The following is a 13,866-nucleotide window of genomic DNA, read 5'->3' as shown; positions in this document are numbered from 1 at the left end:
TTCCCAATGTGGTTGTGGTTTTGTTCCCTTGGGGGTGGGTTTCTGTCCCCTCTCTCAAGGTTCAACTGCATTATACCACCGTTTTTAGCACTGTCAATAGGAGAGTGCTAATATTCACACAATGCACGATGTTTGTTCACAGTCCGTTCATATTCATCCGTTTTTCAGCTATTTTACAGAATTCTTTTTCTGTAAAGAATCGTCATAATACTGCGCCTGCGCGTGCCAGAGGCGGGCATATTCTCCGTTTTTTTCCTGCAGAAGCGCCTCATGCGCGCCGTGCTGGACGATACTGCCTGCCGAGAACACCAGAATTTCATCGCAGAAGCGGCACGAGGCCAGCCGATGGCTGATATAGAGCGCCGTCTTGCCGCCGGAGATCGCATTGAACTTCCGGTAGACCTCATATTCGGAAACGGGGTCAAGCGCCGCCGTCGGCTCGTCGAGCACGAGGAAGGGCGCATTCTTGTAAAGTGCACGGGCGATGGCGATCTTCTGCGCCTCGCCGCCGGAGATCACCACGCCATGCGGGTCAAAATCGCGGTAAAGCATCGTGTCGAGGCCGTCCGGCATGCGCAAAAGGCGTTCGCCGAGCCCGGCCTCCCGCAGGCAGACCTCCGCCCGCGCGCGGTCAACATCCGCTCCGGCCGTCACATTCTGCCCGAGGGAGAAAGCGAACAGGCGGAAGTCCTGAAACACAACGGAGAACAGCGCCTGATACTCCGCATAGTCATATTTTCGGATATCAACGCCGTTGAGCAGGATCTCGCCCTCCGTCGGGTCATAGAGCCTGCACAGCAGCTTGATGAACGTCGTCTTACCGCTGCCGTTGCGGCCGACGACGGCCAGCTTTTCGCCGATGCGGAACTTCATGCTCACATGGCGCAGCGCATAGGCCTCCATGTTGGGATAGCGAAAGGACACATCGCGGAATTCCACCTCATAGCGATCGTCATCGCGCTTTTCCACACTGAGCGAGCCCTGATACATGGGGTTTGGGATATCGAAGTAGTCGAGATAGCGCTTCATGTATTCCTCGTTCGTGACGGAAATCCGAATCGTGCGCGCCAGCCCGGAGACGCCCGCCAGCAGCAGCATGATGGAAGAGACATACCGCGCGATGGAGCCGACGGACAGGCCGCCCCGCAGCGCCGCCGCGATCAGGAGCAGATAGACGCCGAACTGGAGCGCATACGTCACAAAATTGGAGAGGAGCCCCATCCACGCAACACCGAAATTCATGCTTCTCTCCCGCCTGCAGAAGTTTTCGTTAAAGTCCCGCTCCTTCTGCAGCAGTGCGGCCCGCATACCGTACAGGCGAATATCCTTACCGGAGGAATCGTTGCTGGTGTAATCATACAGCTTTTCGCCGCGGATGTTGTCGTCCACACATCCGGCAAAGAACTCGCTGCGCAGTCTGCCGTACCGGCGGCCGGTCAGAACACTGACCACAGCCGTCAGCACGATGCCCGCCAGCAGCGCCAGTTTTGCCCCGGCGGAGAGCAGGCCGGGCCGGAACAGGGAGAATGTCAGCAGGACGGCGGCCGCGATCTGCACCGCATAGCGGACAAGGCCGCCCGCCGTCACGGCATAGTAATACACATTATAGCCTGTCTGCGTCTCCATCTCGATCCGTTCCCGGAGCAGGGCCGTCTTGCGGTCCTCGATCAGGGCATAGGGCAGATCCATGGCCTTTTCCGCATGCTTCCAGTCAACCAGCCGGTCCAGCTCGGCCTCGCCGACGTCCGCATGCATTTTCAGCAGGGCGCCTGCCAGCCCGATAAGGGCCGTCAGGCCGACGGTGAGCGCAGCATACAGGGCAAGCGTCTTTCCGCCCGCACCGGCCGTCAGGGCATCGATGATCTTAGCCGAAAAATAGATCGGGATATAGGGCGCGATCGCAGTCGTCAGGCTGGAAAACAGGGTACAGAGGAAGTATTTCCGGTCCAGATGACACAGCAGCCGGACCGCGCGGCGGTTCAGATCCCAACGTTCTTTCATGCCTGCTTCCCTCCCTGATAGCCGGGCTGATACCAGCAGCTCTGAATTTCATACAGCCTTGCATATTCTCCGCCCGCCGCAAGGAGCGTTTCGTGCGTGCCCTCCTCGGCGATGCCGCCGTCGCGCAGCAGCACGATCCGGTCGCAGAAGCGGGTCGAGGCCAGCCGGTGCGAGATGAACAGGGATGTCTTCCCTGCCGCCATGCGCCGGTACTGCTCATAGACCTCATTCTCCGCAATGGGGTCAAGCGCCGCCGTCGGCTCGTCGAGCACGAGCACCGGTGCGTCCTTATACAGGGCGCGGGCCATCATGAGCTTCTGCGCCTCGCCGCCGGACAGCTCAATGCCGTCCGGATTCACCTGTTTATCCAGATGCGTATCCATGCCGTGCGGCAGGGCATTCAGCTTTTCTCCCAGCCCGGCCGCGCGCAGGCACCGCTCCGCCCGCTCCCGGTCCACCTCAGGGCCGAAGGCGCAGGCGGCCGTCTCGGCCAGCGAAAAGCAGGCCGTGCGGACCTCCTGAAACACCGGAGCGAACAGCGCCGCATAGTCGTCCCGGCGGAACTCCGCCGCGGGGACGCCGTCGATCCGGATCGTGCCGGATGTCGGCGCATACAGCCCGCACAGGAGCTTGACGAGCGTCGTTTTGCCCGCGCCGTTCAGGCCAACAAGCGCCACATGCTCCCCGGCACGGAGCGTAAGACTGATATCGTGCAGCGTGTCATGTGCCGCCCCGTCATAGCGGAATGATACATGGTCGAACGTGATCTCCGGTGCGTGCTCCCGGTGGTCCGCCGCATGCGCCGTTCCCGTTCCGTCCGTGTCCGGCAGCTCCATAAACTGCCGGTAATCGCTGACCTTCAGGCTGGCGGTCTGCATTTCGTTCCAGGCGGAGATCATGTTGCCGATAAACGTGGCAAAGCCGGAGATGGCGGAAAAATACAGCACGAATTCATCCGGCCGCAGCTCGCCCCGCACCGCCATGACGAGCAGCAGGGCATAGGCCCCGCCGTCGCGCAGCAGGATCACCAGCAGGTCGACAAGCCGCCCCAGAAGCAGACGGCGGTTCAGCCGTGCGGACCACGCGGTATCCTGCAGGAACAGGTCTGAAAACGTCTCGCGCAGCCATGTCGCCATGCCGTAGATGCGGATATCCTTGGCCGCCGCAAAATCGGCAGCATTTTTAGACACATACCGCAGCCTCCGGCCAATGTCCGTCCGCTCCCCGCGGGAGGCGTATTCATAGCGGTTATAGGCCCGGACGCACAACAGGTTGACCAGTGCCGCAAGCGTCAGCAGCACCAACAGCAGTGGACTGATGCGCGAGAGGATCGTGCCGAACAGGGCATAGCACAGGGCATTGCAGATCAGCTCCGTCATCAGGTTCGGGACCTGACACAGCGGCACCTTGCCGTTCATCATATAGCTTGCTTCCTCGGCCCGCTTGCGCTGGTCTCGCGTCTGCTTTTTCTCATAGGTCTGATAGAACATTGCCATGCTCTTCTCCTCCAGGCAGCTGGTCAGATAAAAGCGATAGCGGCTCTCCTGGGCCTCCAGAATGGTCTTGCAGAAGTCCCGCAGGCCGACTGCCAGAAACGTGAGCGCGAGCAGGGCGCCGACGGCCAGTGCGGCATGGAGGAACGTCTGTCCTCCCGTCACCTCCGACACGACGAGCGCGGGCAGGCGAAGCTCCGCCCAAGCCAGAAGCACGCCCAGCGGGACGCCGGCCGCCATGACAAAGAATGACGCAGGCGTTCCGCGGAGCATCTGCCGATAGCTCCACACGGCGTTGCTCATAAGACCCCGATAGGGCTTTTTGGTTGATTCCTTCAAGGCATATCGCCCCCTTCTGCTTCCACTGTAGCACACAAGGCCCCAAAAAAGAGAGATCGTGCACCAACTGCTTCCAGCGGTGCACGAATCGCATTCAGCACGCGGCGGGGACGAGGAATTCCGACGTGAACGCGCCGTCCTCGCTGTTGTATTTCACCCAGCCGCCATGCTGCTTCACAATGGCCTCTGCCCGGTGCAGGCCGAAGCCGTGTGCACCGGTCTTCCCCGTCCGGAAGAGGGAGCCAACCTTCTTCTGCTTCTTCCCGGCGCTGTTGAGAAGATAGAAATAGAGCATATCGCCCTTCATCCGCAGAGAAAGGCGGAGGAATTTTTCGCCAGCCGCGCTCCGGCAGCCCTCGATGGCATTGTCCAGCAGATTCCCGATGACAATGCTCAGCTCCAGATCGGTGAGCGACAGCTCCGGCGGCAGATTGGCCTCCGCCGTCACGGCGATCCCGGCGGCGCGGGCCTGCGCGAGCTTGGCCGAAAGAATGGCATCAACGGTCACATTGCCGGTCTTGAGCAGGGTGTCGACCGTCTGCAGGCTCCGGTCCAGCTGCTCGAGGTAGGCGATGGCCCGGTCGACCTGTCCGGCCTCCAGCTGGCCCTTGAGCGCCTGCAGATGGTGGTGGAAGTCGTGCTTATAGCCGCGCATCTCGTTATGGATGCTCCGGACCTCCTCCAGATGCTGCCGCGCCTGCTCCTCCTGCATTTCGACCAGCCTGAGATAGGTTCTCTTCAACATGGCATTTCCTCTGTTTCTGCGGTCCTCAGTTTCTGTCAATGAACGCCCGGTTGATGGCGTCATACTTTCCCCGCGCCAGCGGGACCTCCGCCCCGCCGCGCAGCAGGACGGACGTGCGCCCGATGCGCACCACGGCCTTCAGATTGACGAGGTACGACCGGTGGGTGCGGAAGAAGTCCGCGCTCAGCCGCCCGGCGAAGGCCGAGATGCTCTCGCGGATGCGGTAGTCCGGCCCGGTCGTGTGGAGAACGAGATCATGCAGGAAGGACTCCGCATACAGAAGCTCGCTCTCATAGAGCTTCACGTTTCCCTCCTCGCACGCGATCACGACGGACGGCGGCTCGACGGCCAGCCGCGCGGCGGCGCGGTCCAGCACGGCGCGAAGCTTTTCCGCCGGCACAGGCTTGACGAGATAGTGCAGGGCATCGACCTCATAGCCCTCGGCCATGCACTCAAAATGCGACGTGATAAAGATGATCTCCGCCCGGCAGCCCGCGCCGCGCAGGCGTTTGGCAAGGTCGATGCCGCTCATGCCGGGCATTTCAACATCCAGCAGCAGGATATCCCAGTCGGTATCTCCGGCGAAACGGAACGCCTCCGCGCTCGGGAAGCAGGTCACGGCGCAGGCGCCGTGCGCCCAGTCCGTCACGTCCGCCTGCAGCTGTGCGGCCTGTCCGGCGTCGTCGTCACAGATCGCGATCTTCCAGCCCATGGCTATCCCCCCGTCCTACAAGAAAGCGCTCTGCCGTTACGCGCAGCAGAGCACTTCCGTTATTCTTCCGAATTCTCCGGAGCCTTCAAATTCTCCTGCGCAGCTGCGGCATGCAGCTGCGTGGCCTCCTGCTCCAGCGCCTTTTCCTCGCGCTTTGCCTGCAGGAAAAGCCGCACGGCAAGCCAGCCGACGACGACACAGCCGCCGACCAGCAGCACGAGGCCGACGATCAGGGTCGTCAGGCTCGGGGCCTCCGCCCCGCCCGCGCGGTAGCTTCGCACGAGCTGCCAGGCCATATACAGCACAACGGCAATGACCGTTCCGTGCATGATGAGCATGCCGGTCGGGTTTTTAATCTTCTTCGGCTCCATCGGTCTTCTCCTCTCCGGCCAGCAGGCTCTCCTGCTTCTCGGGGATCGGCAGGGCCTGCATGCAGGCCTCGAACTGGCTGCGGCTCATCGTCTCGTGCTCCAGCAGCCACTGCGCGATCTCCTGCAGCTTCTCGTGGTGCTCCGTCAGGATCTGCGTGCAGTGCGCATAAGCCTGATCCACGGTCTTGCGGACCTCGGCGTCGATCTCGGCAGCCGTCTGCTCGGAATAGGAACGCGTGCGCTCATAGTCGCGGCCGACGAAAATCTCGCTGTCGTCGTCATAGGCCACGGCGCCGATGCGCTCGTTCATACCGTATTTTGCGATCATATCGTGCGCCAGCTTCGTGGCCCGCTGCAGATCGTTCGAAGCGCCGGTCGAAATGTCGTCAAACTCCAGCTGCTCCGCCACGCGGCCGCCGAGGAGCACGACGATGCGGTCGCGCATCTCGTTTCGCGTGGTATGGAGCGTGTCCTGATCCGGCAGGCTGATCGTCAGGCCGAGGGCATTGCCGCGCGGCACAATGGTGATCTGGTGGACAGGCTCCTGCGTGGGCAGGAAGTATGCCGCAACGGCGTGGCCCGCCTCGTGGATGGCCGTGATGCGGCGGTCGCGCTCGATATTGACAAGGCTCCGTTTTTCCGGCCCGGCAATGACCTTGAGGACGGCGTCCTCCATGGTCTGCATCGTAATGACGGGCAGATTCTTTCGTGCCGAAATCAGTGCCGCCTCGTTGAGCAGGTTCTCCAGATCCGCGCCGGTGAAGCCCGCCGTCGCGCGGGCGACGGTGCGCAGGTCGACGTCATCGGAGAGCTGCTTGTCGCGCGCATGGACGCGCAGGATGGCCTCGCGGCCGCCGACGTCGGGCACGTTCACATAGATCTGGCGGTCAAAGCGGCCCGGGCGCAGAAGGGCGGGGTCGAGGATATCGCGGCGGTTCGTCGCCGCCATAACGATGACGCCGTCATTGCTGCCGAAGCCGTCCATCTCCACAAGGAGCTGGTTGAGCGTCTGCTCCCGCTCGTCGTGGCCTCCGCCCATACCGGCGCCGCGGCGGCGGCCGACGGCGTCGATCTCGTCGATGAAAATAATGGCAGGGGCACTGCGCTTGGCCTGCTCAAACAGGTCGCGAACGCGGCTCGCGCCGATGCCGACATACAGCTCCACAAAATCCGAGCCGGAAATGGAAAGGAACTGCACATTCGCCTCGCCTGCCACGGCGCGGGCCAGCAGCGTCTTGCCCGTGCCCGGAGGGCCGACGAGCAGCACGCCCTTGGGAATGCGCGCGCCGATGCGGCGGTATTTTGCGGGATCGCGCAGGAAATCGACGATCTCCTGCAGCTCGGCCTTTTCCTCGTCCGCTCCGGCGACGTCGCTGAACATCACCTTGTCGCGGCCGCTGCCCACGCGGGCATTGGCGTGGCCGAACTTCATCATGCCGCCGCTGTTGCGCACGAGCACCATGTAGACGAGCGCGATCATGATGACCGACAGGAGCATCTCCGGCAGCATACGCACATACCACGGTGTCTGGCGCATGGGTACATAGTTATAAGACTGCAGAACACCGCTCTCCTGCTGCTCTGCGATCAGGGTCCCCAGATCCTCATAGAACAGGCCGAGGTCTGCCAGCTTGTGGCTGACGGAATACGCCTCGTTCTGATAGGGCTTGCGCAGCTCGAGTGTCAGCACACCGTTGTCATACTCAAAGGAACGGACATTTTCGCTGCGGAACTGCTCGCAGACGGTGCTGTAGTTCACATAGACCGTGTCATCCCGGAAGAACACCTCCGAGATGAGCACGACAGCCACGGCAAACACCACGATATACAGCAGAACGGTGAGCAGTCTGGAACGGTTTTTCAAGCTCCCAGCTCCTTTTATTTCGTGTAGACTTCCGGCTTCAGGATGCCGACATACGGCAGGTTGCGGTAGTGCTCGTCATAGTCGAGGCCATAGCCGACGACAAATTCGTTCGGGATCGTAAAGCCGACGTAGTCCGCCTTGACGTCCGTCTGGCGGCGCGAGGGCTTGTCGAGCAGGGTGCAGATCTTCAGGGAAGCCGGGCCCATCTCCCGCAGGTGCGCACAGACATGGCTGAGCGTCACGCCGGAGTCCAGAATGTCCTCCAGAATGACGACATGGCGGCCGCGCAGATCCACGGACACATCCTTGAGCATCTTGACCTTGCCGCTCGTGCTCGTGCCGCCGCCGTAGGACGACACGGCCATGAAGTCGATCTGGCACTGGATCGGCGTTGCACGGATCATGTCCGAAAAAAACATCACGACACCCTTCAGGATGCCCAGGAAAATGGGATCCTTATCGGCATAGTCCGCCGCGACCTGTTTGCCCAGCTCGGCAATGCGGGCGGCAAGCTCCTGCTCACTGATGAGTACGCGTTCAATGTCCTGGTGCATGTCACATTTCCTCTTTCTCTATTCGTAGGATTACAGCCTGCTCTCCGTCACGGGCTGTCCAGCGCGGATCCGCGCCGAAGCCCGCCACTGCGATCACCTGTCCGTCCAGCTCGAGCACCGGGACACGGTCCCGAACCGGCTGCGGCAGGCGGCGATCCAGAAAGAGCTTTTTCAGCGTCACGCAGCGGCCGTCCGGCAGCGTGAGCATATCGCCCGTTTTCCGCGGGCGAAAAATGGGAATTCTCCCGACCATCTTATCATATTTCAGCGCAAAAGTGAAAGGGGTATTTTGAATTTTTTCGTTTTTTTCTGCAAGCGTGCAGACGGCCCGCAGGCCGAGCGCAGGAAAGTGCACCGTCTGCGCCAGCGGAACGGGCCGGAACACCGGCGGCGTGCCGCGGACAAGCTCCAGCGCGTCATAGCTCCGCCGGACCGTCAGACGGCCGGGCAGATCGGCCCGGGCAGCGGGAGCGGGATTTTCGAGCAGGGCCTGCAGCGCCCGGATGTGGACAAGGGCCGCATCCTGCGGCAGGGCCTCACGCAGCAGGCAGCGTAGCGCCCGGCGCTGCAGCGGCTCCGGGGCCTCGCGCAGCGGCGCGAGCCGCACCCTGCGCAGCACGCACGGGTCGGAAAACAGCGGCTCCGGCGCGGGCAGCAGCAGCCGCTCCGCCTCGCGGTCCAAAAGGGCATCGTCCGCCCGCACAAGGGCCGTCAGCTCCGTGACGCGCAGCGGCAGCTCCGGCGTCTCTGCCGCCAGCAGGGGCAGCACGCCGTGGCGCAGGCGGTTGCGCTGGCAGCTGTCCTCCGCGTTCGTCGCATCCTCGCGCCAGCCCGTGCCCCGCGCGCGCAGATATTCCCGCGCCTGCGCATGGGAAACGGCCAGCAGCGGCCGCACATAGCGCCCGCGGCGCGGCGGGATGCCGCCGAGGCCCCGCAGCCCGCTGCCGCGCAGCAGATGCTGCAGCAGCGTCTCGAGATTATCCTCGGCCGTGTGAGCGATGGCAACGGCGTCGCACGGGATGGAATCGAGGAAGGCATAGCGCTGCTTCCGCGCCTCCTCCTCGCTGCGGGCAGGCTTTTTCGGCGCGCCGCAGACGAGCTCGATGCCCTCGGCCGCGCAGAACGCGCGCACAAAGGCCTCGTCGCCGTCGGACTCCGCCCCGCGCAGGCGGTGGTTGAAGTGCGCTGCCCGCACATAGACGGAAAGCTCCGCCGCCAGCTCGCGCAGGCAGCAGAGCATTGCCATGGAATCCGCCCCGCCGGAGACGGCGCACACGACCTGCGCGCCGGGGGAAAACAGCGCCTCCCGGCGGCACCAGGAAAGGACCTCAGCCCTCATCGTGACGCCACTCCCGGTCGGCGAAGGTCGTAAACTGCGGCAGCCACTGGAGCTTGACCGTGCCGGTCTCGCCGTGACGGTTCTTGGCCACGATGCACTCGGCGACGTTCTGCTCCGGTGTATCCTTATTATAATAGTCCTCGCGGTAGAGGAACATGACCTCGTCCGCATCCTGCTCGATGGCGCCGGATTCACGCAGATCGGACAGCAGCGGGCGCTTGTCCTGGCGGCTCTCGTTCGCACGGGACAGCTGCGACAGGCACAGCACGGGCACGTTCAGCTCCTTGGCCATGATCTTCAGCGAGCGCGAGATGTCCGAAACGACCTGCTGGCGGTTTTCGCCGCTGTAGGTCCGGCCGCCCGCGCTGACCATGAGCTGGAGATAGTCGATGATGACAAGGCAGAGATTATCGAGGCGGCGGCACTTGGCGTTCATCTCCGCAACGGACAGAGACGGATTGTCGTCCACGCGGATGTCCGTCTGCGAAAGCGCCGTGGCCGCGATGCCGATCTTGCTCCACTCCTCCATCGACAGCTGGCCCGTGACGAGCTTCTTGTTGTCCACAAAGCTCTCGTTGGAGATCAGACGCGTGACGAGCTGCTCCTTCGACATTTCGAGCGAGAAAAACGCCACGGTCTTCTGCGGGTTCTTTTTCGCGACGTTCAGCGCGACGTTCAGTGCCATGGAAGTCTTGCCCATGCCGGGTCGGGCCGCCAGCAGCACGAGGTCGGAGCGGTTGAGGCCATTGATGAACTTGTCGAGATCGCGCAGGCCGGTGGACAGACCCGAAATGTCGCTGCCGGACTCCGACAGCTCCTTCAGGCGGTCGAAGACCTTCAGCAGCACCGTGCCGATGTGCTCGAGCGACTCGTTCGTGTTGCCGCGCCGCAGGGCATAGATGCGCTTTTCCGCTGCTTCCAGGATCTCCTGCGCCGAGCCGACGCCCTCGTAGACCGTCTCGACGATGCCGGAGGCCGCCTCGGACAGATTGCGCAGCAGCGCCTTGTCATGGACGATCTGCGCATAGCGCTTGACGTTCGCGGCCGTCGGCGTGATCTCCATGAGCTGCATGAGATATTTTGTGGAGCTTTCTTCGTTATAAACGCCCCGGGCGCGCATTTTATCGAGCACGGTGACCGGGTCGATGACCTCCGAATAGCTGAACATCTCGTACATCGTCTCATAGATCTCGCGGTTCGCCTGCAGGTAAAAATCCTCCGGGCGGACGACGCCGACGACGTCGCTGATGCAGCGGCTGTCAATGAGCATGGAGCCAAGCACGGACTGCTCGGCCTCCTGCGAATGCGGCGCCTGCCTTGTCAGCAGGTCTTCCATGGGCATGGTGCTTCCTCCTTGGTGTTACTGCTCCTTGATCTCCACGCGAAGATCGGCCGTGATCTCATAGCCGAGCTTGCAGCGGACGGTATAGACGCCCGTCGTTTTGATCGGCTCGTCGAGCACGAGCTTGCGGCGGTCGAGCTCAATGCCGCAGCTCTGCTTGAGCGCGTCGGCGATCTCCTGCGTCGTGACAGAGCCGAACAGACGTCCGGCGCCGCCGCCCTTGGCAAAGACGGTCACGGTCAGGTCGCGCATGCGCGCGGCGATGGCGCTGGCCTCCTCGCGCTCGCGCTGGCGCTTTTCCTGCATGGCCTTGTCGTTCATGCGCATGGTGTTGACGTTATCGGCCGTCGCCTCAACGGCCAGCTTGCGCGGCAGCATGTAGTTGCGGGCGTAGCCGTCGGAGACCTCGATCATCTGGCCGCGCTTGCCCTTGCCGCGGATATCCTGCTGTAAAATCACTTTCATGGAAATTCCTCCTGTTTTCCGGTCCGGGTCCTGCCTCAGGACTCGTAAAATTTGTTGATGGACTGCAGAAGCTCGTCGAGCGTCTGCTGCACGGTGTGGTTCTTCACCTGTGCGCCCGCCGTTGCGGCGTTGCCGCCGCCGCCCAGCGGCTCGAGGATGACCTGCACGTTCGCATCGCCGAGCGAGCGGGCGGAAATGTAGGTCACGCCGTCCTGCGGATAGAGCACGAACGACGTATCAATGCCGGAGATATTGAGCAGCTCATCGGCGGCCTGCGCCGCAAGCGTGCGCGTGACGGTATAGTCCAGCGCCGCGATGGCGATGCTGCCGCGATAGAGCCGGGCGTTCTGAATGATCCTATAGCGCGCAACGGTGGCGGAAAGGTCGTTCTGAAACAGCTTTTTCACCGCCACGGTGTCCGCGCCGATGCGGCGCAGGAAGGCCGCCGCCTCAAACGTGCGGCTCGACGTGCGCACGCCGAAGTTCTTCGTGTCGAGCACGATACCCGCCAGCAGCGCCGCTGCCTCCTGCGGCAGGATGTCCGTGGCGTCCACGGCGTACTGCAGCAGCTCCGTCACAAGCTCCGAGGCGGACGAGGCAAACGGCTCGTGCATGTTGAGCACGGCCTGATCGATATAATCCGCAGCGCGGCGATGGTGGTCGATGACGACGATGCGGCGGATGGATTCGAGCAGCGGCTTGCATTCGACCTGATCGGGCCTGTTTGTGTCGACGACGACGAGCAGGCTCTTCGGATCGGCCGCGAGCAGAGCCTCCTGCCCCGTCAGGAAAAGGTCGTGATACTCCGCAAGCGGCTGCAGCTGTGCCAGCAGCTGGCCGCAGGCGTTGGCGTCCGGGTCCATGACGATGTTGGCCTTCTTGCCCTTCTTGCGGCACAGGCACGCAACGCCCGCTGCCGCGCCGAGCGCATCGAGATCGGCCATTTTATGGCCCATGATGAACACGCGGCTCGACTGTGTGATAAGCTCGGAAAGGGACGAGGCCATCACACGGGATTTAACCTTCGTGCGGCGCTCCGTCTGCTTCGTGCGCCCGCCGAAGAACGTGAAGTCATAGCGGTCCTTGATGACGGCCTGATCGCCACCGCGGGACAGCGCCATTTCAATGGAAAGGGCGGCAAAATCGTAGTCCTCGCGGAAATCCACACCGTCCTTGCCGATGCCGATGGACACCGTGGCCGGGATGCCGGTCGGGCTGGTGACGGAGCGGACGCTCTCGAGCAGGGAGAACTTGCCGTCTGCCATACGGGCCAGATCCTTGGCCTCGAACAGCAGCAGGAAGCGGTTGCGCTCGAGCTTGCGCAGCATGCCGCCGAACGAATCGGCCCACTCGCTGATGCGCGAGTTCAGCTGGGCGTTCAGCGCGGAAATGCTGACGTCCGGCATATTGTTCGTCAGCTCGTCATAGTTGTCCACCAGAACGATGGACACGATGGGGCGGGAGCGGATGTATTCATCGCGCACGAGCAGCAGATCCGTCAGATCGAGCAGATAGAGCATGCCGAGCATGACGCCGGACTTTGGGTCCGCATCCGGCATGACCGTGCCGCTGACACGGTAGCGCCGCCCCTCAAAGCGGAGCTCCGCCGCGGCTTCCTGCTTTCCAGCGGCCAGAAAATCGGCCGACAGGCCCGGGATGACCTCGCTCAGGGACTGGGCGCTCATGCGCTCGCGCACATGCGTCAGTTCTGCGAACGCGCGGTTATACCAGACGAGCTCGTTGTCATTCAGCTTGACGAGGGCCACGGGGAACGGCATCTCGCCGTCCGACGTATGCTGGAGCATCTCGCTCGTGGCCTGCACATAGTCCGCAAGCGCGCGGCGGCGGCGCACGCTGAGCCACTGGTAGCAGCCGAGCAGCAGCAGTGTGGCGCAGCCCTCGGCCACGGCCAGAATATATTCCTGCAGCGCGACGGCGGCGGCGCAGAACAGCGCCATGACGACGAAGAACAGCGCCAGATTTGGCTGCATCAGGCGGCGAAGCTTTTTATTCATCTGCGATCTCCCCTCCCGGCGGCCCGCACGGGCCGTTCGTTTCCTGCGATTCGTTTATTATACCAAATTCACACCATATTCTCAACTGGATTTTCCTCCGTTTCATCGAAAAAATCCGTCCCACCGGCGCGCATCCGAAAAAAAGGTATACAACGCGCCGGTTTTGTGCTATACTACCTGCAGAGTCGTGAGGCGGCGTGTGGTCTGCCTCACAGTTTTCCCGCCTCGCGGCGGGGCATCCCCGGTCGAGCACGAGTCTCGTCACAGGTCCGGCCGATGCTCCGTCTTTTCCCGGGTACGGCTGCTCGTTTCGTTTTCCGTCGCGTCTGCATGGCGCTGAGCTGCCCCGTCCGGCCGCTTTCTGCCTGACCTGTGCGTTTTTGCACAGGCCGCAGACCGAGCTTACCCATTTTCCGGTCTTCCGTACCCGCAGAGGCGGGCGGGCTCGTTTTTTCATCAGCTTGTCAAAAAAGTCCCTTCCGGCCTTTTTCGCCAAGCCGCTTTCCGAATTGCAAAATCAAATTTTGCAGCATGATTTTGCAATTCTGCCGCTGCGGCGGGTGATCAAACGCGAAAGGAAACCCTGACGGCTTCCTTTCACACTTTCCTTCCCTCCGAAACTTTCG

At 62.5% G+C, this 13,866-nt stretch carries 11 protein-coding genes; all 11 read right to left on the bottom strand.

Going from position 1 to position 13,866, the window contains the following annotated elements; all coding sequences use genetic code 11:
• Positions 1-168: 168 nt before the first annotated feature.
• Positions 169-2,001, bottom strand: coding sequence for an ABC transporter ATP-binding protein (locus ACMKFF_RS06610; protein ID WP_419496450.1), 1,833 nt, complete (start codon positions 1,999-2,001; stop codon positions 169-171).
• The gene (locus tag ACMKFF_RS06605; RefSeq protein WP_419496449.1) at positions 1,998-3,833 is read right to left on the bottom strand and encodes an ABC transporter ATP-binding protein; all 1,836 of its coding nucleotides are present in this window, start codon (positions 3,831-3,833) and stop codon (positions 1,998-2,000) included. The genes ACMKFF_RS06610 and ACMKFF_RS06605 overlap by 4 nt, the downstream gene beginning before the upstream one ends.
• 94 nt (positions 3,834-3,927) lie before the next feature.
• Positions 3,928-4,578: a sensor histidine kinase gene (locus tag ACMKFF_RS06600; protein WP_349136065.1), complete on the bottom strand. Its 651-nt coding sequence runs from the start codon at positions 4,576-4,578 to the stop codon at positions 3,928-3,930.
• Positions 4,579-4,603: 25 nt separating this feature from the next.
• On the bottom strand, positions 4,604-5,290 hold the full coding sequence (locus tag ACMKFF_RS06595) for a LytR/AlgR family response regulator transcription factor (RefSeq protein ID WP_419496448.1): 687 nt from the start codon (positions 5,288-5,290) through the stop codon (positions 4,604-4,606).
• Between the two features lie 59 nt (positions 5,291-5,349).
• The gene (locus ACMKFF_RS06590) at positions 5,350-5,661 is read right to left on the bottom strand and encodes a hypothetical protein (protein WP_419496447.1); all 312 of its coding nucleotides are present in this window, start codon (positions 5,659-5,661) and stop codon (positions 5,350-5,352) included.
• Positions 5,642-7,525: an ATP-dependent zinc metalloprotease FtsH gene (gene ftsH, locus ACMKFF_RS06585; protein ID WP_419496446.1), complete on the bottom strand. Its 1,884-nt coding sequence runs from the start codon at positions 7,523-7,525 to the stop codon at positions 5,642-5,644. The genes ACMKFF_RS06590 and ftsH overlap by 20 nt, the downstream gene beginning before the upstream one ends.
• Before the next feature lie 14 nt (positions 7,526-7,539).
• Positions 7,540-8,079 carry a hypoxanthine phosphoribosyltransferase gene (gene hpt / locus ACMKFF_RS06580; protein ID WP_417326059.1) on the bottom strand — a complete coding sequence of 180 codons (540 nt, stop codon included), beginning with the start codon at positions 8,077-8,079 and terminating at the stop codon, positions 7,540-7,542.
• A 1-nt stretch (position 8,080) separates the two neighbouring features.
• Complete coding sequence (gene tilS / locus ACMKFF_RS06575; protein WP_419496445.1) at positions 8,081-9,418, bottom strand: tRNA lysidine(34) synthetase TilS; 1,338 nt, start codon at positions 9,416-9,418, stop codon at positions 8,081-8,083.
• Positions 9,408-10,760, bottom strand: a complete 1,353-nt coding sequence (gene dnaB / locus ACMKFF_RS06570) for a replicative DNA helicase (protein WP_349136071.1) — start codon at positions 10,758-10,760, stop codon at positions 9,408-9,410. The genes tilS and dnaB overlap by 11 nt, the downstream gene beginning before the upstream one ends.
• 18 nt (positions 10,761-10,778) lie before the next feature.
• Positions 10,779-11,225: a 50S ribosomal protein L9 gene (rplI, locus tag ACMKFF_RS06565; RefSeq protein ID WP_419496444.1), complete on the bottom strand. Its 447-nt coding sequence runs from the start codon at positions 11,223-11,225 to the stop codon at positions 10,779-10,781.
• A 35-nt stretch (positions 11,226-11,260) separates the two neighbouring features.
• On the bottom strand, positions 11,261-13,240 hold the full coding sequence (locus ACMKFF_RS06560) for a DHH family phosphoesterase (protein ID WP_349136073.1): 1,980 nt from the start codon (positions 13,238-13,240) through the stop codon (positions 11,261-11,263).
• Positions 13,241-13,866 lie beyond the last annotated feature (626 nt).

This window comes from Faecousia sp. (genome assembly GCF_048519415.1).
GTDB lineage: Bacteria > Bacillota > Clostridia > Oscillospirales > Oscillospiraceae > JAZOXB01.
This window is presented reverse-complemented; position numbering and strand designations above follow the sequence as displayed.

What these genes read in the sequence shown, in the direction of transcription:
- rplI (WP_419496444.1), bottom strand. Translation starts at nt 11,225, where the DNA reads ATGAAAGTGATTTTACAGCAGGATATCCGCGGCAAGGGCAAGCGCGGC.
- dnaB (WP_349136071.1), bottom strand. Translation starts at nt 10,760, where the DNA reads ATGCCCATGGAAGACCTGCTGACAAGGCAGGCGCCGCATTCGCAGGAG.
- hpt (WP_417326059.1), bottom strand. Translation starts at nt 8,079, where the DNA reads ATGCACCAGGACATTGAACGCGTACTCATCAGTGAGCAGGAGCTTGCC.
- ACMKFF_RS06610 (WP_419496450.1), bottom strand. Translation starts at nt 2,001, where the DNA reads ATGAAAGAACGTTGGGATCTGAACCGCCGCGCGGTCCGGCTGCTGTGT.
- ACMKFF_RS06600 (WP_349136065.1), bottom strand. Translation starts at nt 4,578, where the DNA reads ATGTTGAAGAGAACCTATCTCAGGCTGGTCGAAATGCAGGAGGAGCAG.
- ACMKFF_RS06590 (WP_419496447.1), bottom strand. Translation starts at nt 5,661, where the DNA reads ATGGAGCCGAAGAAGATTAAAAACCCGACCGGCATGCTCATCATGCAC.
- ACMKFF_RS06560 (WP_349136073.1), bottom strand. Translation starts at nt 13,240, where the DNA reads ATGAATAAAAAGCTTCGCCGCCTGATGCAGCCAAATCTGGCGCTGTTC.
- tilS (WP_419496445.1), bottom strand. Translation starts at nt 9,418, where the DNA reads ATGAGGGCTGAGGTCCTTTCCTGGTGCCGCCGGGAGGCGCTGTTTTCC.
- ACMKFF_RS06595 (WP_419496448.1), bottom strand. Translation starts at nt 5,290, where the DNA reads ATGGGCTGGAAGATCGCGATCTGTGACGACGACGCCGGACAGGCCGCA.